This window comes from Limnochorda sp. L945t (assembly GCF_035593305.1).
In the GTDB taxonomy this organism is placed as follows: Bacteria; Bacillota; Limnochordia; order Limnochordales; family Geochordaceae; genus Carboxydichorda; species Carboxydichorda subterranea.
Genome location: NZ_CP141615.1, coordinates 3,176,229 through 3,198,638, shown reverse-complemented (window position 1 = coordinate 3,198,638; position 22,410 = coordinate 3,176,229). Strand labels below are relative to the sequence as shown.

Genomic DNA, 22,410 nt, shown 5'->3' with positions numbered 1-22,410 from the left:
CGCAGAAGCGGTTCCGCCAGCAGGGGGACATCCCCTGCTCGAGAGGCGGGCACCGCATGTCGCTCGGGACGGACCCGATGATCGGCGAAACGGGGCCTATCGGCCCGTAGCCCCGAAGCGTCCCTCAGCCGGGGGCCGGCTCACGCCCCGTGGACGACCTGCAGGAGCTGCCGCAGCAGCCCCGGGGGATCGGGGTGCTGCCAGACGTTTCGCCCGAAGACGAGCCCTGCGGCGCCGGCCTCGGTGGCCTGTCTCGCCATCTCGAGGGTAGCCTCGGGCGTCTGCGTACGGGCCCCGCCGAGCACCATCACCGGTACCGGGCTCTCTCGCACGATGGACCGGAACTCGTCCAGCGGCCCCGCGAAGGGGAGCTTCAAAATGTCGGCTCCCAGCTCCACCGCGATCCGGGCCATGTCCGCGAGCTGCGTGGCGCTCAAAGCCGGTGCCGGGACGCCGGGGTAGGACCAGACCGTGGGCTCGACCATGACAGGTACGCCGGTGCGGCGGGACGCTTCCACCGTCTGAGCGATGAAGGAGAGGTTATCCGCGAACGCCGGCAAGCCCGCGTCGCCGAAGATGAGCAGCAGCTTCACGCAGTCGGCGCCCAGCGCCGCGGCCTGCTCCGGCGACGCAATCGACCGGTGCGCCTGGCCGCTGCCCGCCCCCGCCAGGCCCCCCTTGCCCGGAAAGGTGGTCGTGAGATAGGTGTCGAGTGCCAGCACGACCCCGGGCCCGCCCCGCCCCGCCAGTCGCCCGGCGACGTGTCGCAGCATCCCGGGGGTGACCAGGACCCCGTCGGGGCCTGCCGGCAGGAGGCGGTCGATGGTGCGGCCGACCTCCTCCAGTCCTTCGGGTCGCCCGACGAAAAGCCCGTGATCCATCGCCACGATGACGCCTCGCCCCGTCTCCGGGCGCAACAGGCGCCCCATCCGCAGCCGCTTGCCGGGATGGTCGATGGTATGCAGCCACGCGTCGATCGGCCGGTTCAACGTGGGACCGCCTCCCCTTCCATGGGAAACACCGTATAGACCAGCAGGTCGGTCGTTCCTTCGTTGGTGAAGATGCCCTCGTGGCCCGGCGCGATCAAGAACTCGGCCGGTGCGCCGTCCCCTGCTGCGGCGATACGGTGTGCAGGGCCGTTGAGGGTCCCTTCGCCACTCCACACGATCCCTGCCCGGGGCCGGTCCGTGGCGGGCCAGCGGTAGCGTTGACCGGGCCGGATTTCCAGGGCTTCCCCGTAAAACTCGTCGAAGAAGATGCGCAGCCTCCGGCCCCATCGCCCTTCTTCGAGGAGCACGGGCTTGCGGCGATGGCGGGCCTCGAAGTCGGGAGCGGTCGAGACCTCCCAGTCGACCGCCTGTCGCAAGAGTTGGGCCTCGTCGTGAAAGCCGCGCAGGAGGGACTGCCGCCGGTGATGCTCCCTCTCGGAAGGGGCAAGGCGCGTGCCGAGACGCCACGCCACGTAGTGGTAGTCGTCCTGGGGCAGCTGGATCTCGAACGTAGGCGCAGGCCCCGGAGCATGGAGCGTGCCGGGCCGGATGGTCCACCCGTCGTAGGGCCGCACCTCGAAAACGTTGCCCAGGGCGTACATCGCGTCGCTCACCCCAAACTCCCGGGTTGCGGCGAGCACCTGGTCGAAGGTGACACCCGGCCGCACGCCGAGCCTGGTGATCACCCGGCCCAGCTGCCGGTTGTACGGGGGCACGTCCACCGGCGGGAAGAAGTACGCCTCGAGCTTGCCCGGCCCCCGGAGCCTGCCGTCGACCACCACGCCGGAGTGGACGTGGAACGGGATGGGCGGCACCTCGGCCTCCGAGCCCCTCCCCCCAAAAGGCCCGAAGTCGGGCAGCACCGGCTCCCCGCCGATGTCGAGCACCTTGGTGAGCGGCCAGCGCGCCTGGTAGCGCCCAAAGAGCAGATCTCCGGCCGAGCGGGCCGCCTGCGTGAGCAGCACCGGATCGCCGCCCGGCAGCAGGAGCCTCGTGACCCCCTCGTCTTGCCGGGGAAGGTCATTGGCGGCCCGGGTGAGGGACATGATCCACCACTCGACCCGGACGTACCCCCGCTCGTCCTGGTAAGGCGGCGCAAGCCGGCTGTTGGGGGCGAGGACGTCCCTCCCGGTGTAGCTGCTGCGCCCCACGAGCGCCGGCAGGGCAAAGATGGCGCCCTCCTGCGACCGCAGGGCTTGCTCGACGCGCTCCCGTACGTTGTCCGCCAATGATGCCACCACCCGCATCTCCCGGCCGGCGCCGGGCCCTTCAGGCGCTCAATCCCGGCCTCCGAGCTCCCCCAACCGCGCGTGCAGGCCGGCCAACGCGGGGTAGAGCTCCCGGTAAAGGGCGTGATAGGGCTGGTAGCGCTGGGTCGACTCGGGGTGCGGCGCCAGGGTACGGGAAAGCCGGCGTACCCGGCGTGCCGCATCCAGGGCATCTTGGTAGATGCCGGCTCCGACGCCCGCCAGCATCGCCGCCCCCAGCGTGGTCGCTTCCTCGACCTCCGGGATCTCCAGCGCCAGGCCGCTGATGTCCGCCTTGAGCTGGCACCACAGCTCGTTGCGAACGCCACCGCCCACCGCGGCCACCCGGCGCACCGGCGTCGTCGTGAGCTCGCTCAGCCTGTGCACGATGTAGGCGAACTCGTGTGCCAGCCCCTCGACGACCGCCCGGATGAGGTCGGCCCTCGTGTGGTACGAGCGCACCCCCACCCACGCGCCCCGGGAGAGCGCGTCCGGCGGCGACACCGCACCCCGCAGGTGGGGCAGGAAGAGAAGCCCCCGGCTCCCCGGCGGGGCATGCGCGGCCAGGGCCATCAGCCGCCGGTAGACCCCCGCGGCCCCTTCGCCGGCCTCCCGGGCCGCCCTCTCCTCCGTCTCTCCCAGCACGGCCCGCACCCACTCGATGGTCGCCCCGGCGGCCTGGGTCGCCCCGACCGCGTAGTACCGGTCCGGCACGACGTGGCAGCCTACCGCGAACCCCGATTGGAAGAGCTCCTTGCTGAAAACCGGCCGCTCCAGCACGATGATGATGGCCTCGGCCGTGCCCGTGGAATCGAGCGCGTCGCCGGGCGCCACCACCCCTGCCGCCAGCGCCCCGCACCAGTGATCGTGGCCGCCCGCCGATACCATGACCCCCTGAGGAAGCCCGGTCGCCTCGGCCACTTCGGGCCGGATCCGGCCCAGCGGCGTGCCGCTCGGCACGGCCGGAGGCAGCAGCGCCTCGTCCAGGGCGGCGAGCTCCAGCAGCTCCCGGGACCAGGCGCGCTTTCGGATGTCGAACATCATGGTGCGGGAGGCCAGGGAGAAGTCCATCGCCTGCTGGCCCGAGAGCCGCCACGCGACGTAGTCGGCCATGCACAGCCACCGGACGGCCCGCTCGAAGCGCTCCGGATGGTGCTGCCGTATCCAGCGGATCTTGTTGACCGAGGCGATGTATTGCGGCGGGAAGCCCGTGATCTCGTACACCCGGTACGGGTCGACCTGCTCTCGCCAGAACCGCCCCAGCTCTTCGGTCCGGGGGTCGTACCACGCAATGGCGGGGTAAACGGCCTCCCCCGCGCGGTCCAGCAGCACCCCCGCCTCGGCCATGGAGGTCACGGCGATCCCGGCCACCCGGCGCGCCCCGCCGGGACCGAGCTGGCGCACCAGCTCGGCAAGCCCCTCCTCGACGGCCTGCCAGATCTCAGCCGGGTCGTACGTGGCACGGCCGCCGGGCTCCTCGTGCGTGAGCGTGGGCCGGCGGTACCGGGCCAGCTCCCGGCCGTCCTCGTCGTAGGCCCCCATCTTCCAGTTGGTCGTGCCGATGTCGATGCCGATCAACACGGCTCCGCCCGTCGTAGTCCATCCCACCTCGCAGTCGAAGCGCGCGAGCTCCCCCGCCGCACGAGCTCCCGCTACGACGAAAGGGACGCGGCCTCCTCGAAGACCGGCCGCAGTACCCGGTAGAGCTCCCGGAAGATGCGGTAGGAGGCCTCGTACGTGGCCGAGCGCTGCGGGTCAGGCTCGATGGTTTCGTTGACCTTCACCACGGCGTCGGCAGCCTCGGCCACGTCGGACCAGACCCCCACCCCCGCGCCCGCAATCAACGCTGCCCCGTACGCCGGGCCCTCGTCGACGTTGAGGCGGGCCAGCGGAATACCCAGCACGTCGGCCTGGATCTGTCGCCACAGCGCGCTCTTGCCGCCGCCTCCGATGGCCCGCAGCTGCGACACCTCGACCCCCATCTCCTGGAGCACCTCCAGGCTATCCCGCAACCCGAAGGCGACCCCCTCCAGCACCGCCCGGATCAGGTCGGCCCGCCGGTGAGCGCTGCTGAGCCCGAACCAGACACCCCGGGCGTAGGGATCGGCGTGCGGCGTGCGCTCGCCGTTGAGATAGGGCAAGAACCACAAGCCCCTCGCCCCCGCAGGGCTCCGGGAGGCCTCCCGGGTGAGCAGCTCGTACGCGTCGATGCCGGTCGCCTCCTGCACCGCACGCTCCGCCTGGCCCAGCTCGTCGCGCACCCACCGCAGGCTCAGGCCCGCCGCCAGCATGACGCCCATCACGTACCAGGCGCCCGGCACCGCGTGGTTGAACGTGTGCACCCGCCCGCCCGGGTCGCGGCTCGGCACCGGGGCAAAGGAGACCACCACGCCGGAGGACCCGATGCTCACGTGAGCCCGCCCCGACCGCACCACGCCGGCCCCCACCGCGCCGCAGGCGTTGTCGGCGCCGCCGGCCACGACCGGAATGCCCGGCACCAGCCCCGTCTCCTCGGCCGCCCGGGCCGTGAGCTTGCCGGCGACGTCGACCGAACGCAGCACGGGCGGCAGCTGTTCGGGCCGGAGCCCCACCACGTCGAGGAGCTCCTTCGACCACTCTCCTTTTTCGATGTCGAACATCGCCGAGCCGGCCGCGTCCGATACCTCGGCCGCCCGCTCCCCGGTGAGGCGGAAGCGTACGTAGTCCTTCGGCAAGAGCACCGTGGCGATCCGCTCGAAGTGGCCGGGCTCGTGGCGCCGCAGCCACAGCACTTTGGGCGCCGTGAACCCCTCCATCGCGGGGCTCCCGGCGAGATCGATCATGCGGGCGCGCCCTACGGTCTCGTTGATGGCGCGCACCTCGTCGGCCGTCCGCACGTCGCACCACAGCAGCGGCCGCCGGATGACCCGGCCTTCCCGGTCGAGGAAGACGGACCCGTGCATCTGCCCCGAAAAGCTGATGCCCGCCACGTCCTGAGGCCGGATGCCCGCTTCGGCCACCACCTTCCGGATGCCCTGGACCGTGGCGCGATACCAGTCGTCGGCCTCCTGTTCGGCCCAGCCGGGACGGGGCGCCAGCAGCGGGTACTCGTCGAGGCTACGGGCAAGGACGTGACCCTGTTCGTCGACGAGGAGCGTCTTGGTACCGGTGGTACCCACGTCGCAGCCGATGAGATAGCGGCCCGCAGCCACGGGTCCCGCCCTCCTCCCGACGCCGGGGTTGCCCCCCGACGTCCACGTCTACAGCAACTCCGCGATGCTGCTCAGCACATAGTCGGGGCGCCGGTCGGCCGGCAGCCGGGCGGTGTCCTCACGGGTGGTGACGCCCGTCAGCACCAGCACGCCGGTCACCCCCGAGCGGCGGGCCATCAGCATGTCCGTCTGGGCTCGATCGCCCACCAAAGCCGTCTCGGCCGCCTCCACGCCCAGGCGCTGCAGCGCCGCCTGGACCATGAGCTCGGAGGGCTTGCCGGCGACCCACTCGAGCCGGGCTCCGGAGCTGGTTTCGAGGGCGGCGATGATCGCCCCTGCATCCGGCACGTCTCCCCCCTCGACCGGGCAGGTCGGGTCGGGATTGGTCGCCACCAGCCGGGCTCCACGCCGCAGGGCCTGGTGTGCGAAGCTGAGCTTCTCCCACGTGAGCGTGCGGTCGAAAGAGGCCAGCACCAGGTCGACCTCGGCAGGATCGCAACGTCCCGGGCCCGGCACCAGCACGACGCCGGCCTGCCGCAGGATCCGGGCGAGTACCTCCTCGCCCAGGGCGTAGACCCGCGCGCCGGGATGCGCGCGGGCCAGGTGCTCGGCGGTGACGTACGCCGACGTGATGACGTCCTCGGGATCGGTGGGGATGCCGAGGCGCGTGAGCTTCGCTGCGTAGCTCTCCCGGCTCTCGAGCGGCTTGTTGGAAAGGAAGACGACGCCGATCCCGTGGCGCCTCAGCGTGCGGATGACCTCGTCGGCACCCGGGATGAGCCGCTCTCCCAGGTAGACGGTGCCGTCCAGATCGAAGATGAAGCCCCGGAAGCTGCGCCAATCGAACGCCCGGCGCGCCTCCCCGGCCCGGCCCCCGCCTGCCTCACCCCTCGTGGCGGTACACCTGCCAGCCGAGATAGCGGGCCAGCGCCTCCTCCACCGCCCGGGCCGTGCGATCCATGTTGATGCTCACGTGGTGCTCGAAGCCGTTGTCGCAGATGTAGCGCAACAGCTCCTGGAAGTGGGGGATCCGGACCACCCCGTACCCGCCGAAGGTGGAAACGGGATCCCGGGTGAGCTCCCCTTCTCCCACGTACGCTCGGATGAGGCCGGCCTCGTCGTCCGTCGAGATGCGCAAGTACGTGAACGGCCCCGGCTTGACCCGGCCGTAGACGGTGCCGTACGCCTGCTCCTTGCCCACCGTCCCGGCGATGATCTCCTGGTAGTGCATGCTGGGCTCTTCGAAGATCTCCTTGGGCAGGTTGCTGCAGTGGAAGATGACGCCCTTGTCCGGGTCGTCGCCGTAGTTGTTGTTCCAATCGACGATGGCGCTGGGCCGTCCGGAGGCCTGCTGCAGCACGTACATGGCGATCGCCCCCGTGACGTCCGTCTCGCAGGCGCTCGGGAGCAGCGCGTTGGACATCATGCTCATGAGCGTGCAGGGCACGATGCCGAAGAACTCCTCCAGCGCGGTCCAGCACTGGATGGCGGTGCCCACCAGCGCGTGCTCCCGCACCAGCCGGTCGACCACCACGCCCAACTTCGCCATGCGCTCCAGCGAGGCCGGCGGCACGCCCTTGGCCGGCACGTAGGCCCGGATGGCCTCGAGCTTGTGCGTGACCTCCGGATCGCCGGCGTCGAGCCGGCCGACCCGGCCCAGCACGTCGGACAGGTCCACCGTCACCACGCTGATGCCGGCTCGCTCCAGGAGCTTCTCGCTGTAGCGCACCGTGTTGAACGCCGCCGGGCGGGCGCCGATCGCACCGAAGCGGGCCCCCTTGAGGCTCTTGACCACCCGGGCCACCGAGGCGAACCACCGGAGGTCCTCCCGGAACGAGGGGTCGTCGACCCCCACGGTGTGCCTGGTGGTGAGGGAGTAGCGCACCCCGTACTGGCGCAAGTTGTTGCAGACCGACATCTTGCCGCAAAAGGCGTCCCGCCGCAACTGGATCCCCATCTTGCCGACCTCGTCGGGGAAGGCGTGCACCAGGACGGGCAGGTCGAGCCCCGCCATGCGCAAGGTGTCGGCGACCGCCCGCTCGTCGCCGAAGTTGGGAAGGCTCACGACCACCCCGTCGATCTCGTCGCGATGCGCGCGCAGGAATTGGGCCGTGCGGCGAGCCTCCTCGTAATTTTCCACCGCTCCGTACCGGGTCGCCTCCGCGGGCGCGATGATGGGCTCGACACCCTCTTCCCGCAGCGCCCGCAGGATCTCCTGGCGCCCCGTCTCACACAGGTGGCCGGGGAAAAACCCCCGGTTGCCGACGATGACTCCGAGCCTCGCCCTGGGCTGTGGCATGTCGCTGGCCTCCTCTTTGCGTCAACAGCTGCGACCTCTGGCTCGTACGACGGGCCCCGGCCGCTCTAGCAGGCCCTGACCGTGCTGGCCCGGTACCGGGCGCGAAGCGCCTTCAGCCGCTTCATGACGTCGTTGGCGCCGCGCCCGAAATAGTCGTGGAGCAGCTGGTACTCCCGGTACAGCTCCGTATAGATCCGGTGGCTTTCCGCGTCCGGCCGGTACACTTGGTCGCGCACCCCGGCCATCCTCGCTGCCGCCGTCACGATGTCGTCGTACCCACCCCGGGCGGCGCCGGCGGCCACCGCGGCGAACATCGCCGAACCCAGCGCAGAAGTATTGGAGGAGCGGGCCACGCGGAACTCCCGCCCGGTCACGTCGGCGTAGATCTGCATCAGGAGCCGGTTGCGATCGGGCAGGCCCCCGCAGGCGACCACCTCCTCGATGGGCACCCCGTGGCGCTCGAAGGCGTCCATGATGAGGCGGGTGCCGAAAGCCGTCCCTTCGATGAGCGCCCGGTAGATTTCCTCCGGGCGGGTGGCCAGGGTCATGCCCACCATCATCCCGGTCAGGTCGACGTCCACCAGGACGGAGCGGTTGCCGTTCCACCAGTCAAGGGCCAGAAGCCCGCTCTCCCCCGGCTTCAGGCGGCTCGCCTTCTCCTCCAGGAGTTCGTGGGGGCCGATGCCCCGGCGGCGGGCCTGCTCCTGGTACTCGGCCGGGATGCCCTGTTCTACGTACCAGGCGAAGATGTCGCCGACCGCCGACTGGCCGGCCTCGTAGCCGAACAGCCCCGGCAGGATCCCGTCCTCGACGACCCCGCACATGCCCTCGACCATGTGCTCCTCCCGGTCGAGCACCATGTGGCAGATAGACGTGCCCATCACCATGACCATCTTGTGGGGCGAGACCACCGTGGTGGCCGGCACGGCGACATGCGCGTCCACGTTGCCCACCGCCACCGCGGTGCCGGGGAGCAACCCGATCCGCTCCGCGACTTCCGCCCGCAGGCCCCCCGCGAGGCTGCCTTGCGGGAGGATGCGGCGGGACATCTTCTGGTCGACGACGTCGGCCAGCCGCGGGTCGAGGGCCGCGAAGAAGTCCCGGGAAGGAAACCCCTCCCGCTTGCTCCAGATCGCCTTGTAGCCGGCGGTGGTGGAGTTGCGGGTCTCGTGGCCCGTCAGGTGCCAGACGACCCAGTCCGCCGCCTCCAGGAGGCGGTCGGCGGCGGCGTAGACCTCCGGCGCTTCCTCGAGGATCTGCCAGACCTTGGGGAAAAACCACTCGGAAGAGATCTTCCCGCCGTAGCGGGGCAGCCACGGCTCGCCGCGCCGGCGGGCGATGGCGTTGAGCCGGTTGGCGTGGTCCTGGGCGGCGTGGTGCTTCCAGAGCTTCACCCATGCGTGGGGGTTGGGGCGAAACTCCGGCAAGAAGCAGAGCGGCGTCCCGTCGGCGCGAGCGGGCAGCATGGTGCACGAGGTGAAGTCGATGCCGACGCCGACGACCTGCTCCGGCCTGGCCCCGGAGGTACGCAGGAGCTCCGGAATGGTGCGCTCGACGGTGCGGACGTAGTCCGCCGGGTCCTGCAGAGCGAAGTCGGGGGGTAGCGGCGGCCCTCCCACCGGCAGGACTTCGTCGATCACGCCGTTTTCGTACTCGTAGACGGCCGTCGCCGCCTCTTCCCCTGTGGCCACGTCCACCAGGATGGCACGCCCCGACAGGGTACCGAAGTCGATCCCGATGGTGAACCGCCGCCTCGCATCCACGGCCCCGACCCCCTTCGCTCTCTCGTGCGCTTTCCCGCCTTCATGCACTTTCTCGGATCACCAGCTGCGGCGCCAGCACCGTGACCCCCACGCGCTCGGCCTGCTTGCCCGAAGGCTCCATCATCCCCATCAGCATGCGGGCGGCCACCTGGCCGAGCCGCGTCTTGGCGATGTGCACCGTCGACAGGGCGGGCTCGACCAGGCCCGCCAGGTCGATGTCGTCGTACCCCATCACCGCCACGTCCTTGGGGATACCGAGGCGCGCCTGGCGAAGCGCCCGGATGGCGCCGAAGCTGACGTAGTCGCTGAAGCAGAAGACCGCGGTGAAGGGCAAGCCTGCCGCGAGCGCCTGCTGGATGGCCGCGTATCCGCCCGCGGCCCGGGCATCGGTCGAGATGACCAGGGACGAGCGAAAGGGGATGCCGGCCTCCTGCAGCGCGTCCTGATAGCCGCTCAGGCGAAGCCGGGCGCTCGAGTTGTATGGAGGGCCGTTGAGGTAGAGGATGTCGCGGTGGCCCCGCTGGATGAGGTGACGCACCGCGAGCCGGGCACCCTCCCGGTCGTCGTTGATGACCGCCGGCACCTGCAGGTGCTCGAAGAAGCGGGCCAGCAGCACGACCGGGATCCGGCGCTGCAGCAGGTAGCGGATGGAAGCGTCGGAGCTCTGGGTGGGTGCGATGAGGATGCCGTCGACCTGGCGCTCCACCAGGGTGTGCACTGCCCGCCGCTCTCGCTCCTCGTTTTCCTCCGTGTTGGCCACGATGATGCTGTAGCCCTCGCCCGCGGCCGTCCGCTCGATGCCCTCGGCAACCTCGGCGAAGAACGGGTTGGCCAGATCCGCCACCACTACCCCGATGGTCGCCGTCTTGCGCTGGCGAAGGCCGCGGGCCAGCTGGTTGGGGCGGTAGTCGAGCCGGTCGGCGACCGCTTGCACCAGCCGGCGCGTCTTGTCGCTCACGTCCGGCTTGCCCGTCAGCGCTCGGGAGGCGGTGTTGATGGAGACCCCTGCCTCGCGGGCGATGTCGCGCAAGGTGATGGGACGCACCACCCTTGCCTTCTCGGGCACCGGGCACCCCCCTCGAAATAAACGTTACCGGACCGGCGGGCGAGTTCCTGCCTGGAGCACTGACTCGCGGCTCCCATCCTCGGGCCCTGCCGGTCGTTCCCCCCGGGGTGGGTATGAGGCGGTCAAGAGGATCGGGGACGTCCTACCGCAGGAGGCGATAGCTCATCGTCGAATCCTCGGTAACGATGCCGGCGAAGCCACGTTGGGAGGATGGCCATGCTGGAAGCCCTGCGCCGCGCGGTCTGGGAGGCCAACCTGGAGTTGCCCCGCCAGCGGCTCGTGACCATGACCAGCGGCAATGCCTCGGGTCGGGATTTCGAGACCGGTCTCGTGGTGATCAAGCCCAGCGGGGTCCGTTACGAGACGCTGCGCCCGGAGGACCTCGTGGTCGTGGACCTGGACGGGAAGGTCGTCGAGGGGCGCCTGCGGCCCTCCGTGGACACCCAGGCCCACCTGTACATCTACCGGCACCGGCCCGACGTGGGCGGGATCGTTCACACCCACTCGCCGTACGCCACCAGCTTTGCCGCGCTGGGCCAGCCCATCCCGGTAGTGCTCACGGCCATCGCCGACGAGTTCGGCGGGCCGGTGCCGTGCGCTCCTTACGCGCCCGTGGGAGGCGACGCCATCGGGAGGGCGGTGGTCGAGCACATCGGTTCGTCACCGGCCGTTTTGCTCAAGCAGCACGGCGTTTTCACCGTTGGGCCCGATCCGTGGGCGGCGCTCAAGGCGGCCGTCATGGTGGAGGACGTGGCCATGACGGTGCACCTGGCGATGCTGCGGGGCCAGGTCGAGCCCATCCCGGCCCACGAGGTAGAAAGGGCTCACCGCGCCTACCGGCAAAAGTACGGGCAGGTGGCGGGGTAAGGGATGGGTACGATGCAGCACTACCGGCTTCCTGAGCCCGTGGCGGCGCTCCTGCGGGGCGAGGAGGTCCGGCCGGGACGGGTACGGTGCGCGTGCGGCCGGGAGCACGAGGTGGCCATGCGGCGGCTGGTCAACCGCCCGGGCGCCCTGGAGGAGCTCCCGGCAGTGCTCGAGCGGCTGGGAGCGGGGGCGGCGTGGGTGATCGCCGACGAGCACACAGACCGGGCCGCGGGCGAGCGAGTGCGCAGCATCCTCGGCCGGGCCGGCATCCGGCTCACGGCCTCCGTGCTCCCGGGAGATCCGCCGCCCCATCCCAACGAGCAGGCGCTGGGCAGGCTCGCGCTCGACATTCCGGGTCGCGACGCCGCCGTCGTGGCCGTCGGGTCGGGCACCATCACGGACCTGGCGCGCTTTGTCGCCTCTCGCCTCGAGGTGCCGCTGGTGGCGGTGCCCACGGCGGCGAGCGTGGACGGGTTTACCTCGTCGGTTGCCGCCATGATCGCCGGCGGCGTTCGGGTGACCTACCCGGCCGCGCCCCCGGCGGCGGTCGTGGCAGACCCTGAGATCTACGCGCACGCGCCGCCCCGGCTCACGGCCTCGGGGTGGGCCGAGCTCTCCGGCAAGTGGACGGCCCTGGCCGATTGGGCGCTGGCGCAGGCGCTCAACGGCGAGTACCGTTGCCCGGTGGCCGTGCAGATGGTGGAAGAGGCGGCGGCGCCCGTACGCTCCGCCTGGGAGCGCAAGGAGCCGGGTGGAGGTGGCTCGTGGCACGCGCCGGAGCGCGTGCAGGCGCTGATGCGCGGCCTGCTGCAGGTCGGGGTGGCCATGCTCATGGTCGGCAATTCCCGTCCCGCCTCGGGCGCCGAGCACCACCTGGCCCACTTCTGGGAGATGCGAGACCTGCTGGAGGGGCGGGAGCCGGCGCTGCACGGCGAGCGCGTCGGGGTCGGCACCCTCATGGTACAGCGCCTGTACCGGGCGCTCCTGGAGACGGGCCCTGCGGCGTGGCCGTCTCCTGCCCTGCCGTCCCGGGAGCAGCACGAAGCGCGCGTGGCCCGGTACTTCGGCCGGCTGGCAGGGCCGCTGCTCGCGGAGCAGCGCTCCTGGGCCGACGGGCCGTGGCGCCTCTTCGGGCGCGACTCCGAGGAGATCGCCAGGCGCCGGGCGCACGTCGTGAGCCGGTGGGACGACGCCGTCGCTGCCGTCCGTCCCTTCCTGGCGCCCCCCGAAGCGCTCGAGGCGTTCTTGCGCTCGGCCGGCGCGCCGGCCTCCTGGGAAGAGCTCGGCCTCGCCTCCGGCGTCGTGACCGATTCCCTGAGAGCCGCCCGGGAGGTACGCTCCCGGTACACCGTGCTCCACCTGGCCGGAGAGCTGGGCGTGCTGTAGGGAGGAGGCGTCTGGCCCACCTCCCGCCGCCGGCGCCGCCGGGGCGGTGTTACGGTTGGACCAGGATCTTGCCCGGGGCCTCCCCACGGGCCATGGCCTGCAGGGCCCGGGGAAACTCGTCCAGCCCGATCCGCTGCCCGATGAGCGGCTCCACGTCGATGGCCCGCTGCGCCAGGAGCTCGAGCGCCGCCTGGAAGGTCTTGCGCAGCGAGAACGAGCCGACGATCCGCAGGTCCCGCTTGTAGATCTCGTACGGGTTGACCCGGATGCTGCTCTCGTTGGGGCTGACGCCGAAGACCAGGAGCGTCCCGTCGTTCTGGACGAACCGGATGGCGTTTTCCACGACGGCCGGCACGCCGGTCGCCTCGACGACGAGCTCGAACCCCCGGGGGGCAACGGCCCGCAGTTCCTGCTCCATCCCGTCTCCGGCCGGCACGACGTGGTCGGCCCCGAGGGACTTCGCCTGTTGGAGGCGGTCCCGGCGCACGTCGACCATCACGACCAGGCCGGCGCCGTTCCTCTTGGCGAGCTGCTGGTGCAGTAGCCCGATGGGGCCGGCTCCGAAGATCAGCACACTGCCGCCGAGCGGCGGGCGGGCGCGCTGCTGCCCGTATACGACGCAAGAGAGCGGCTCCGTGAAGGCCCCTTGCGCGAACGACATCCCGTCGGCGATGGGAAAGAGGGAGGCGTCGGGCACGGCCACGTACTCGGCGAAGGCGCCGGGCAGCGTGACGCCGATCGCTTCCCAGTTCTCGCAGAAGTTTTGCTTGTTTTGTTTGCAGAAGTAGCACCGTTCGCAGTAGACGTTGGGATCGGCCGCGACGCGGTCGCCGGGGCGGAACCCCCGCACCGCGTCGCCCACCGCCTCGACCTCCCCGGAAAACTCGTGGCCAGGAGTAAGGGGAAACCGGGGTACGAACTCCCCCCGGAAGATGTGCACGTCGGTCCCGCAGATCCCGGCGGCCCGCACCCTGACCAGGACCTCATGCGGCCCGATGAAGGGCACGGGCACCTCGCGCACCTCGACCTGCCCCGGCCGGTCCATGACGACAGCCCGCACGGAGAGCTCCCTTCCTTCCTTCCTCAATGTGCCTCCCCCGTCTTACCACACGGTGTAGCCGCCGTCTATGACCAGGTCGTGGCCCGTCATGAAGTCGCTCGCCTCGCTCGCCAGGTAGACGACCGCACCCTGCAGATCCTCCACCTCCCCAAGCCTGCCGAGCGGCGTCGCCTCCAGCCACCGGGGCACGAGGTGCCGAACCGCCTCCGATTCCACCAGCGGCGTGTGGATGTACCCGGGGCTGATGCTGTTGACCCGAATGCCGTAGCGGGCCCACTCGGCAGCCAGCGTGCGGGTCAGGTGCACCACGCCCGCCTTGGAAGCATTATAGGCTACCTGGTTTTGGGGGCGGTTGACGATGTGCGCCGACATCGAGGCGGTATTGATGATCTTGCCGTACTTGCGCGGGATCATCACTTGCGCTTCAGCCTGGGCGCACAAGAAGACCCCCTTGAGGTTGATGGCGAGGACCCGATCCCACTCCGCTTCGGGGTATACCTCGGCATCAGCCCATGAACCGACGCCGGCATTGTTGACCCCGACGTCCAGCCTTCCCCAGCGGTCCACCACAGCCTGTACGGCACGGCGGCAGTCGGCCGCCACCGTGACGTCTCCTACCACCACCAGGGCCTCCCGGCCCCTGGACCGAACCTCGCCGGCCACCGCGTTGGCCGTCGCTTCGTTGAGGTCCAGGATCGCCACGTGCGCGCCGGCTTCCGCCAGCGCCAGGGCGAAGCCGCGCCCGATCCCCTGGCCGCCGCCCGTCACCAGCGCGACCCGCCCGTCCAACCGAAGCCGATCGAGGATGCCCACTGCGTCCACCCGCCTTCCGCCCGTAGGTCGTTCAGTCGGGAATCAAGACGACCTTGATCGACTCGTTGCCCTCGTGCACCATCTCGATGCCCTGGAGATACTGGCGCAACGGCAACCGGTGCGTCACGATGGGATCGGCCGTCACCTTGCCGGTATGCAGGTACTGGATGGCTTTCGGGTAGGCGTAGGGCCCCAGGTGCGAGCCGTGGACGTTGAGCTCCTTCACGTCGCCGATGACCGACCAGTCGACGGCTACCGGACCGGCATGGACGCTGAACTCCACGAAGGTCCCGAGCCTGCGCAACATCTGCAGACCCTGAGGGATGGCGGCGCCCGCGCCGCTCGCCTCGATGTAGACGTCACAGCCGTACCCGTCCGTCCGATCCAGCACGGCCTTCACCGCATCCTCGGCGGCCGGGTCGAGGACGAGGTCCGCGCCGAGTTGCCTGGCCACCTCCAGCCGGTGCGGCTTGGGGTCGACCGCAATGAGCAAGCCGGGCCCTTTCATGCGGGCCACCTGCAGCATGAAAAGCCCGATCGGCCCCATCCCGGCGATGACCACCACGTCACCCAGCTGGATGTCGCCTCGCTCTACGGCGTGGATGGCGCAGGCCAGCGGCTCGATGGTCGCGGCGACCTCCGGGCGCATGTCCGAAGGCACCTTGTACACCAGCGAGTTGGCCGGGTACTTCATGTACTGGGCCCAGGAGCCCTCGGCCCGATCCTTCTTGAACCCGTAGATGTCGTGCCGCTGGCACATCCAGTACTGGCCCCGCCTGCAAAAGCGGCACCGGCCGCACGGCACGATCTGCTCGGAGACGGCCAGATCCCCCACCTGGACCCCGTACTTCTCTCCGGCCCCTTCACCCAGCGCCACCACCTGCCCGATGAACTCGTGCCCGGGGATGACCGGCGCCTCGATGTAAGCAGGGATATCGTCAGACCCCCACACCCGCGCCCCGTAGAAGGTCTTGACGTCGCTGGCGCAGATGCCCGTGGCCAGTACCTTGACCAGCACCTCGCCCGGGCCCACCTCGGGTACCGGCCGGCTTTCCCAACGGTAGTCCCTCGGGCCGTGCACGACTACCGCGTCCATCGTCTTCGCGCTCGCCATACTGGCCCCTCACCCCCACCTGATGATCGCGGCCATGAGCGCCAGGGACAGCACTGTGGCCAGCCCCAACGGCACATACGCCTCCACGAAGCGCATCCAAAGCAGGTGGATCGCTACGAACAGCACACCCCCGATGAAGATCCGGTCGAAGAGGTTGGTCTCCATCCGCAGCCAGCCGGGCGGGCGAGGCTCTTTGCTACCCCCGGCCGACGGCGGCTGCCATCCGGCCCTGCGGGCCGGATGGCCGGAAGGCATGCTCATCTGTGACGCTCCCCCTTCTCCGGCCCGCGCTCCTACTCGCGTACCGCCCCGAAAGTCAGCCCGGATATGATGTACTGCTGCACCAGTCCGAGCAGGACGAGAGCCGGCAACGTGGCCACCACGGACATCGCGGCCATCTCGCCCCAGTTGGTGCCCACCACGGTGACGAATTCAGCAAGGCCCGTGGTGATTGTCCGCGCGTGCGAGCTGGTCAAGGTGGCCGCGAAAAGGTATTCGTTCCAGGCGAAGATCCAGCTGAGCAAGGCCGTGATGGCAATGCCCGGCGCGGCCAGAGGCACGATAATGCTCGTCAGCACCTGGAATAGCGACGCCCCGTCGACCATCGCCGCGTCGTCCAGCTCCTTTGGAATGCCGTCGACGATACCCTTCAACAGCCAGATCGCAAACGGCAAGTTGAACACCGAGTAGGCCAGGATGAGCCCGATGCGCGTGTCGAAGAGCGACCAGTCCCCCACCCTGATCACCCGGGTATAGAGGAGATAGAGGGGCAGCATGAACGCGGCAGGCGGCGCCATCCGGTTGGTGATGGCCCAGAAGAAGATGTTCTGGGCCCCGCTCACCCGGTAGCGGGACAGCGCGTAAGTGGCCAGAACCGCGGCCACCACGACCACCAACGTGTTGCCGGTCGCCACCAGCAGCGAGTTACCCAGATACGCGCCGTAGATGTCGCGCAGCAGCGGGCGGATGTAGTTTTCCGCGTAGAAGCTCTTCTGGACGAGGGTAGGCTCCGAGAACAGCTCGAGTCGAGTGCGGGCCGACACCAGTAGCATCCAGTAAATCGGGAACAGCGTCACGAGGCTCAGGAGCGTCCAGGCGGCGTAAAGCCATCCGGATCGCTTGAACCATCGCCAACTGCCAGCCACGAGGCGTGCCCGTCGCATCCTGCTCACCCGGCACCTTCTTTGCGGGCCTGCGTGATGGAGGTCATCAACAGCCAGCAGAGGACGATCGTGAAGTAGAGCAGCAGCACCGACATGGCGGAGCCGTACCCGTAGTCCGTCTTGGGGAAGACCACCCGCCACACGTGGATACCGGCATAGCGGGTCGCGGTGCCAGGACCGCCCCCCGTCAGCATCCACACCTCGTCCACAATCCGCAGCGCGTCCATGATGCGCAAGAAGAGCGCCGTGAGAAGCACCGGACGCAGCAACGGTAGGGTGAGGTAGCGCAGGATGTACCATGGGCCGGCCCCGTCGACCTGGGCTTGCTCGAAGGGCTCCTTTGGAAGTGCGTTGAGTCCTGCCAGCAAGGTGAGGGTCACGAAAGGCGTCCAGTGCCAAACGTCCATGACCACGGTGGTGAAGAAGGCTTGGGTGGCATCGCGGCCGATGTTGTAATCGATGCCCCATCGCGACAGCCAGTACGGCACGATGCCAAACCCCGGTAACGTCATGAGTCGCCATGTGGCGCCAACGGCAATCGGAGCGATGGTCAGGGGCAGCGCGTGCACGGCCCGAAAGAAACCACGGCCGCGGAAGGATTTCATCAGCAGGTGAGCCAGGGCGAAGCCCAGCACCATTTCGATCGCTACCGCCCAGAGCGTGAAGCGGATCCCGCGCCACAACGAGGCCAGGAAGTCCGTGTCAAAGACCAGTTGACGGTAATTGGCAACGCCTGCCCACGTGAGCTGCGCCACACGGGCGAAGACGTTCCAGTCGAAGAATCCCACGTAGAGCACGTACACGAAGGGCAGGAGGCCCGTGAAGCCCAGGATGAGGAGCGTGGGGGCGAGGAGCCCCCACGCTGTGCGTTCCCTGCGAATCCCCTGTGAAACGACGGCCATCTTACTTACCGTACCCCAGCCTGGAAAGTTCGGCGTCCACCGCTTTGGCCGCCTGATCAAGCGCGGCCTCCGGGCTCAGCTCACCGGAAATGCCCTTTAGGATGTACGGCAGCATGACTTCACGGATGGTAGCATGGAACGGGAAGGGCGGAGCGCCGGCAAAGAGCGGGCCCGCCGTCTTCATGAGCGTGAAGTAGTGGTCGACCTTGGGATCGATGGCTTTCACCTTGGGGTCGTCGAACGTGGATGTCCGCACGATCCGGGCACCAGCGGCGGCGAAGTCACCCTGTACGGCCTTGCGGGCGACCCACTGGATGAACAGGAAGGCTGCCTCTTTCTTGCGAGAGGAGTGCGGAATGCCCAGGGCTCCGCCGTCGTAGTAACCAATGTACCCCTCGCCCTTGGCGGCTTCGTTGATCACTCCCGGATAGAGCGGCGGTAAGGCCACCCCGATCTTCCCCACCACCCGCGACCGAGAGGCGTCGGTGGCGATCCAGGCGACGTTTTCGCCGTAGACCCAGCCCTGAGCAGCCCGGCCCGCGGCCATGCTGGCCGCCACCTCGTCCCACGTGCTGTTGGTGGCCTCAGGCGGCGCGTACTTCAGGAGGCTCACCCACCACCGGAAGGCTTCTTTGGCGCGAGGACTGTCAAGAGCGCCGCCATTGGCGGTAGTGGCGCGCCACGTCTGGGTATTGATGCCCCAATTGTAGACTCCCCAGGACGGCCAGATCGTCTCGACCATCTCGTAGAATGCGGCCGGATGCGGCCCCGCGGTGACGGTCGTACCCCACAGCTGCATGTTGTGGCGCTTGCCGTAATCCGTGAAGAACTCCGCAATCTGCTCGTACTCCTTGAAGTTGACCGCAGGCCTCAGATCCCGCCCATACTTGGCCTTGAACTCGGACCGGATCTGCGGGTTTTCGAAGAGATCCTTGCGGTAGACGTATACCTTGAGGAAGGATTCGAACGGTATGCCGAAGATGTCGCCGCTTTCGGCCGACTTGTAGTAGTTGATGAACGACGTGAAGTCCCCGATCTCGAGCTCGGGCTCGACCAGTTTGGGATGGGTTTTCATGAACTCCGTCAGGTCGACCAGGAAGTTGCGGGCCAGATAGGCGTAGACGATGTCCTGTTCGATGTAGACGAAGTCGTAGACGCCCGTCCCCGCCTCCATATCCTTGATCTCTTTGTCGTACATCTGGTCCCAGGATGTCACTTCGAACTGGACTTTGATGCCCGTCTCTTTCTCAAAGGCCGGAGCCAGCACTTGCTGCATGTATTTTGAGGGAGGAGTGCTCTCCGAGATGCCTGTGATGGTCACGCCGCGATACGGCCGGGCGGCTTGCGCCCACCACGACTCCGCTGCGGCTGCAACCCCACCGATCGCCAGCAACAGGCTCAACGCCCCCAGCATCGCCACGACGGCCTTGGCCGGCACGCGCCGGGTGCAACTCCGCAGGCTCTCCATCTGATAGGCCTCCCCTCAAGGCTCGGACCCCGGACTCCGGTCGCCCGATGAACTGCCGTCCTCCCACGACCCAACCTATCGTGGCCAGGCACGCCCAATGGCCCCGGACTCCTCCCTCCTACACCACGCGGACCCAGATGCCGGCGTCACGTAGCCGGCGCACGTAATCCTCGGGTGTCCGCCGGTCCGTGATGACCCCTGAGATGCCGTGGGAGACTGATGCGAAAGGCGTGAGGGCCAGCTTCCCAAACTTGGTGTGGTCGACGAGGATGATGCTACGACGGGCTGCCCGGAGGATGGCGCGCTTGACCTCGCCCTCCATCCGGTTGGTGTTGACGAAGTCAAGTTCGGGAGTCACCCCTGTGGCCCCCAGGAAGGCGATGTCCGCGCGCACGTTCTCGTACGCCTTCACGGTATCGGGGCCGATGAGAGAGCGGTTGCTCCGGCGGAGGGCCCCGCCGCACACCGATACCTCGACGAGCGGCAGATCCAAGAGGGCCGTCACCACGTTGATCGCGTGGGTGATGACCACGAGCGGCAGGTCCCGGGGGATCTGTAGCGCCACCTGGTACGTGGTGCTACCTGCGTCGAGGATCACACGGTCGTTGGGGTTGAGGAGCGACACCGCCACCCGGGCGATCCGTTCCTTCTCGGCGGAGGCGAGCCCGTAGCGCTCTTCCAGGGGGATACGGGAATCGTCCACGGTCGCGGTGGCTACGGCGCCACCGTGGGTGCGGCGCAGGAGCCGGAAGCGGTCGAGCACCTCGAGGTCCCTGCGCACGGTCCGGTCCGACACGCCGAGGAGCCGGCAGAGGTCGCGCACCGCCACCGCGCGCCCGTTTTGTACCGCTTCCAGGATCCGGGCCCGCCGCCGCTCCGCCAGCATCGGTCTCACCCGCCTGGGTCCATCCGGACAGGTTCGGTCTGGTGTGCAAACGGATACGATCTTCACCCCCGATCATCCTGCCGGGGGTAATGTAAAAAGTACGCGTTTTCTTCTTCGCAGGACTCCGCGGCTCGTGTCGCCAACGGTCGCAATTCGGACATTTCCGGACACGTTCTCTCGGCCCCAGCTGGTGCTGGTCCGCTTGGCCCTGTCGAGCAGCCGGGAGGGGCTCTCTCTGGGCCACTGGGTCCTTCGCACCGACCGCGGGTTGTCGTCGATCTCAATAGTGCCAGGGAGTTTCTGCGGGAGCTGGTACCGTAGGGTCTTCTGCCGAGTGTGCGCGCGTAACGGGGCAAGAAGCGCCGTGCGCGAGCGCTAGTCAAGGCTCACGCAAAACGGGTTGTCCTGCTACCCCGTAGCATGGTCTGACACCGGTTGCAAAGTCCCAAGCCCCGAAAGTAGGGTCAGATCGGACAGGTCTGATCAGCTGCTCACAAGGGGTGCGTGCAGTGACCGCTGACAGCATTCGGCCGGTCCGACGGGAGAGCTTGTCATTGCTCGTTGCCGAGGAAGTCCGGCGCTACATTGCCTCTCGCCATATGGAGCCTGGCGATCCGTTACCGTCTGAGCAAGAGTTGATGCGGCAGCTGAACGTGGGACGCTCTTCTCTGCGCGAGGGCCTGCGAGCGCTCGAGTACATAGGTGTCATTACGGTTGTGCCTGGCAAAGGAATCTTCGTACGGATGAACCTGTCGGAGCAGCAGGAGGAGCAAAGCATGCAAGAAGAAGAGCTTCGTGAACTGATCACCGAAGAGCTCACCCAACTTGAGCAGGAAGGTTTCGATGTCAAGGAGGCTCGCCTTACCTGGGACACGGGGAAGCGGGTGTGGTCGCCTGGCGAGCTATCGGCATTTTTCGACAGATTGCAGGGCTTACCTTCCGATCCATCCTTTCCCTACCAAGAGCCACAGGACTTTCAGGACATCCAGAAGACGCTGCCTGCAAGCGCGGAGCTACCTTGTCCAGGTGACCCCGATGTTCTCTACGACCGGATCTACGGAGCGTGGCTGGGCCGGGTCGCCGGCTGCATGCTAGGCAAACCCATAGAGGGATGGTCGCGGACCGCCATCCGTCGATACCTTGAGGCTACAGGGTACTGGCCACCGACCGACTACCTTCCTTACTGTCCGGAGTGTGTTCCGGAAGATTTCACCATTTCAGATGAGTCAAAGCGGGCGACCAAGCCCTACCTCGACCACGGGGTACGCGACGACGATCTCGACTACACGGTGCTTGGCTTGAGGCTTCTAGAGGAAAAGGGTCGGGGCTTTACGACGCGCGACGTGGCTCAAGCGTGGCTCCACAACCTGCCCTATCTTCTCGTGTACACTGCCGAGAGAATGGCCTATCGGAATCTCGTGCAAGGGCTGGTTCCTCCAAGAACGGCCACATACCGCAACCCCTTCCGAGAATGGATCGGCGCCCGCATCAGAGCTGACATTTACGGCTTAGTAAACCTTGGCAACCCGCGTCTGGCGGCCGAGATGGCTTATCGCGACGCTTCGTTGTCTCATACGAAGAACGGTGTTTACAGCGCCATGTTTCAAGCAGGATGCGTCGCAGCTGCGCTTGTAGCCGACGACATCGAGACAATCATACGTGCCGGAATGTCGCAGGTGCCGGAGCAATCTCGAACCATGGGCGTGGTGCGTGAGTTCCTTCAGCTGTGGAGGTCCGGGCGCACGTGGGAAGAAGCGTGTGATCACCTGTACAGAACGTGGGGGCATTATCATTGGGTTCACTCCCTCAATAATCTAGCAGCAGAGCTGATCGGGTTGTTATGGGGGCAAGGCGACTTTACCCAAGCGGTTTCCATTGCAGTGATGTGCGGTCTGGACACGGACTGCAACGGGGCAAGTGTGGGCACTATCATTGGTGGGGTGCTAGGTGCGGCGCGGCTGCCGTCCCGGTGGACGTCTCCCTTGAACGACCGCCTGGAGACGGCTCTTCAGCGTGAGCCCCAGTGTCGGATCTCCGAACTGGCGCGGCGAACTCTCGTTGTAGCGCAGCAAAGGTAAAGGTAGGGTAGGGTAGCCTGTCAAATCTCGTTGCGGAGAAGGGGCGACGAAGTGGTTCACGGGTTATTGTAGGAGCATGGTCAAAGACCATCCAGAGATGTCGTCGGAAGGGGATGGG

19 protein-coding genes are annotated in these 22,410 nt (G+C 68.2%); 3 read left to right on the top strand and 16 right to left on the bottom strand.

From position 1 onward, the window contains the following. Positions 1-140 precede the first annotated feature (140 nt). The 8 genes from U7230_RS14800 to U7230_RS14765 form a co-directional block, all read right to left on the bottom strand. On the bottom strand, positions 141-989 hold the full coding sequence (locus tag U7230_RS14800; protein ID WP_324716598.1) for a class I fructose-bisphosphate aldolase: 849 nt from the start codon (positions 987-989) through the stop codon (positions 141-143). Further along, a complete protein-coding gene (locus U7230_RS14795) occupies positions 986-2,227 on the bottom strand; it encodes a hypothetical protein (RefSeq protein WP_324716597.1) in 1,242 nt (413 codons plus the stop codon). The genes U7230_RS14800 and U7230_RS14795 overlap by 4 nt, the downstream gene beginning before the upstream one ends. A 39-nt stretch (positions 2,228-2,266) precedes the next feature. Further along, entirely contained in the window at positions 2,267-3,817 is a 1,551-nt protein-coding gene (locus U7230_RS14790; protein WP_324716596.1) for an FGGY-family carbohydrate kinase, read from the bottom strand. Positions 3,818-3,888: 71 nt separating this feature from the next. Next, the gene (xylB, locus tag U7230_RS14785) at positions 3,889-5,427 is read right to left on the bottom strand and encodes a xylulokinase (protein ID WP_324716595.1); all 1,539 of its coding nucleotides are present in this window, start codon (positions 5,425-5,427) and stop codon (positions 3,889-3,891) included. Positions 5,428-5,475: 48 nt separating this feature from the next. Further along, entirely contained in the window at positions 5,476-6,246 is a 771-nt protein-coding gene (locus tag U7230_RS14780) for an HAD-IIA family hydrolase (protein ID WP_324718262.1), read from the bottom strand. 64 nt (positions 6,247-6,310) lie between these two features. Further along, complete coding sequence (locus tag U7230_RS14775) at positions 6,311-7,726, bottom strand: L-fucose/L-arabinose isomerase family protein (protein ID WP_324716594.1); 1,416 nt, start codon at positions 7,724-7,726, stop codon at positions 6,311-6,313. Positions 7,727-7,791: 65 nt separating this feature from the next. After that, positions 7,792-9,489 carry a ribulokinase gene (locus U7230_RS14770; RefSeq protein ID WP_324716593.1) on the bottom strand — a complete coding sequence of 566 codons (1,698 nt, stop codon included), beginning with the start codon at positions 9,487-9,489 and terminating at the stop codon, positions 7,792-7,794. A 40-nt stretch (positions 9,490-9,529) separates the two neighbouring features. Next, a complete protein-coding gene (locus U7230_RS14765; RefSeq protein WP_324716592.1) occupies positions 9,530-10,555 on the bottom strand; it encodes a LacI family DNA-binding transcriptional regulator in 1,026 nt (341 codons plus the stop codon). Positions 10,556-10,771: 216 nt separating this feature from the next. Between U7230_RS14765 and U7230_RS14760 the strand changes: the two genes are divergently transcribed. After that, entirely contained in the window at positions 10,772-11,422 is a 651-nt protein-coding gene (locus U7230_RS14760) for an L-ribulose-5-phosphate 4-epimerase (protein WP_404980698.1), read from the top strand. Between the two features lie 3 nt (positions 11,423-11,425). Then, positions 11,426-12,808 carry a sn-glycerol-1-phosphate dehydrogenase gene (locus tag U7230_RS14755; RefSeq protein ID WP_324716590.1) on the top strand — a complete coding sequence of 461 codons (1,383 nt, stop codon included), beginning with the start codon at positions 11,426-11,428 and terminating at the stop codon, positions 12,806-12,808. Positions 12,809-12,857: 49 nt separating this feature from the next. On the opposite strand, the gene U7230_RS14750 is transcribed toward U7230_RS14755, so the two are convergent. The 8 genes from U7230_RS14750 to U7230_RS14715 form a co-directional block, all read right to left on the bottom strand. After that, a complete protein-coding gene (locus U7230_RS14750) occupies positions 12,858-13,868 on the bottom strand; it encodes a zinc-dependent alcohol dehydrogenase family protein (RefSeq protein ID WP_324716589.1) in 1,011 nt (336 codons plus the stop codon). A 42-nt stretch (positions 13,869-13,910) separates the two neighbouring features. Continuing rightward, the gene (locus U7230_RS14745; protein ID WP_404980696.1) at positions 13,911-14,681 is read right to left on the bottom strand and encodes an SDR family NAD(P)-dependent oxidoreductase; all 771 of its coding nucleotides are present in this window, start codon (positions 14,679-14,681) and stop codon (positions 13,911-13,913) included. Between the two features lie 31 nt (positions 14,682-14,712). Then, positions 14,713-15,795 (bottom strand): zinc-binding dehydrogenase, encoded by a 1,083-nt coding sequence (locus tag U7230_RS14740; protein WP_324716587.1) that lies wholly within the window; start codon positions 15,793-15,795, stop codon positions 14,713-14,715. Between the two features lie 9 nt (positions 15,796-15,804). Continuing rightward, on the bottom strand, positions 15,805-16,056 hold the full coding sequence (locus tag U7230_RS14735; protein WP_324716586.1) for a DUF2160 family membrane protein: 252 nt from the start codon (positions 16,054-16,056) through the stop codon (positions 15,805-15,807). A 32-nt stretch (positions 16,057-16,088) separates the two neighbouring features. Next, positions 16,089-16,958, bottom strand: a complete 870-nt coding sequence (locus U7230_RS14730; RefSeq protein ID WP_324718261.1) for a carbohydrate ABC transporter permease — start codon at positions 16,956-16,958, stop codon at positions 16,089-16,091. A 5-nt stretch (positions 16,959-16,963) separates the two neighbouring features. After that, on the bottom strand, positions 16,964-17,860 hold the full coding sequence (locus tag U7230_RS14725) for a carbohydrate ABC transporter permease (protein WP_324716585.1): 897 nt from the start codon (positions 17,858-17,860) through the stop codon (positions 16,964-16,966). 1 nt (position 17,861) lies between these two features. Beyond that, a complete protein-coding gene (locus U7230_RS14720) occupies positions 17,862-19,274 on the bottom strand; it encodes an extracellular solute-binding protein (RefSeq protein WP_404980695.1) in 1,413 nt (470 codons plus the stop codon). Between the two features lie 172 nt (positions 19,275-19,446). Beyond that, positions 19,447-20,214 carry a DeoR/GlpR family DNA-binding transcription regulator gene (locus tag U7230_RS14715; protein WP_324718260.1) on the bottom strand — a complete coding sequence of 256 codons (768 nt, stop codon included), beginning with the start codon at positions 20,212-20,214 and terminating at the stop codon, positions 19,447-19,449. Positions 20,215-20,768: 554 nt separating this feature from the next. On the opposite strand from U7230_RS14715, the gene U7230_RS14710 reads away from it, so the two are divergent. Beyond that, positions 20,769-22,292, top strand: coding sequence for an ADP-ribosylglycohydrolase family protein (locus U7230_RS14710; protein WP_324716583.1), 1,524 nt, complete (start codon positions 20,769-20,771; stop codon positions 22,290-22,292). The last annotated feature ends 118 nt before the right edge of the window (positions 22,293-22,410 follow it).

Coding starts and splice junctions, on each gene's coding strand:
- U7230_RS14725 (WP_324716585.1), bottom strand. CDS start 17,860: ATGGCCGTCGTTTCACAGGGGATTCGCAGGGAACGCACAGCGTGGGGG.
- U7230_RS14735 (WP_324716586.1), bottom strand. CDS start 16,056: ATGAGCATGCCTTCCGGCCATCCGGCCCGCAGGGCCGGATGGCAGCCG.
- U7230_RS14715 (WP_324718260.1), bottom strand. CDS start 20,214: ATGCTGGCGGAGCGGCGGCGGGCCCGGATCCTGGAAGCGGTACAAAAC.
- U7230_RS14740 (WP_324716587.1), bottom strand. CDS start 15,795: ATGGCGAGCGCGAAGACGATGGACGCGGTAGTCGTGCACGGCCCGAGG.
- U7230_RS14755 (WP_324716590.1), top strand. CDS start 11,426: ATGGGTACGATGCAGCACTACCGGCTTCCTGAGCCCGTGGCGGCGCTC.
- U7230_RS14730 (WP_324718261.1), bottom strand. CDS start 16,958: ATGCGACGGGCACGCCTCGTGGCTGGCAGTTGGCGATGGTTCAAGCGA.
- U7230_RS14720 (WP_404980695.1), bottom strand. CDS start 19,274: ATGCTGGGGGCGTTGAGCCTGTTGCTGGCGATCGGTGGGGTTGCAGCC.
- U7230_RS14760 (WP_404980698.1), top strand. CDS start 10,772: ATGCTGGAAGCCCTGCGCCGCGCGGTCTGGGAGGCCAACCTGGAGTTG.
- U7230_RS14775 (WP_324716594.1), bottom strand. CDS start 7,726: ATGCCACAGCCCAGGGCGAGGCTCGGAGTCATCGTCGGCAACCGGGGG.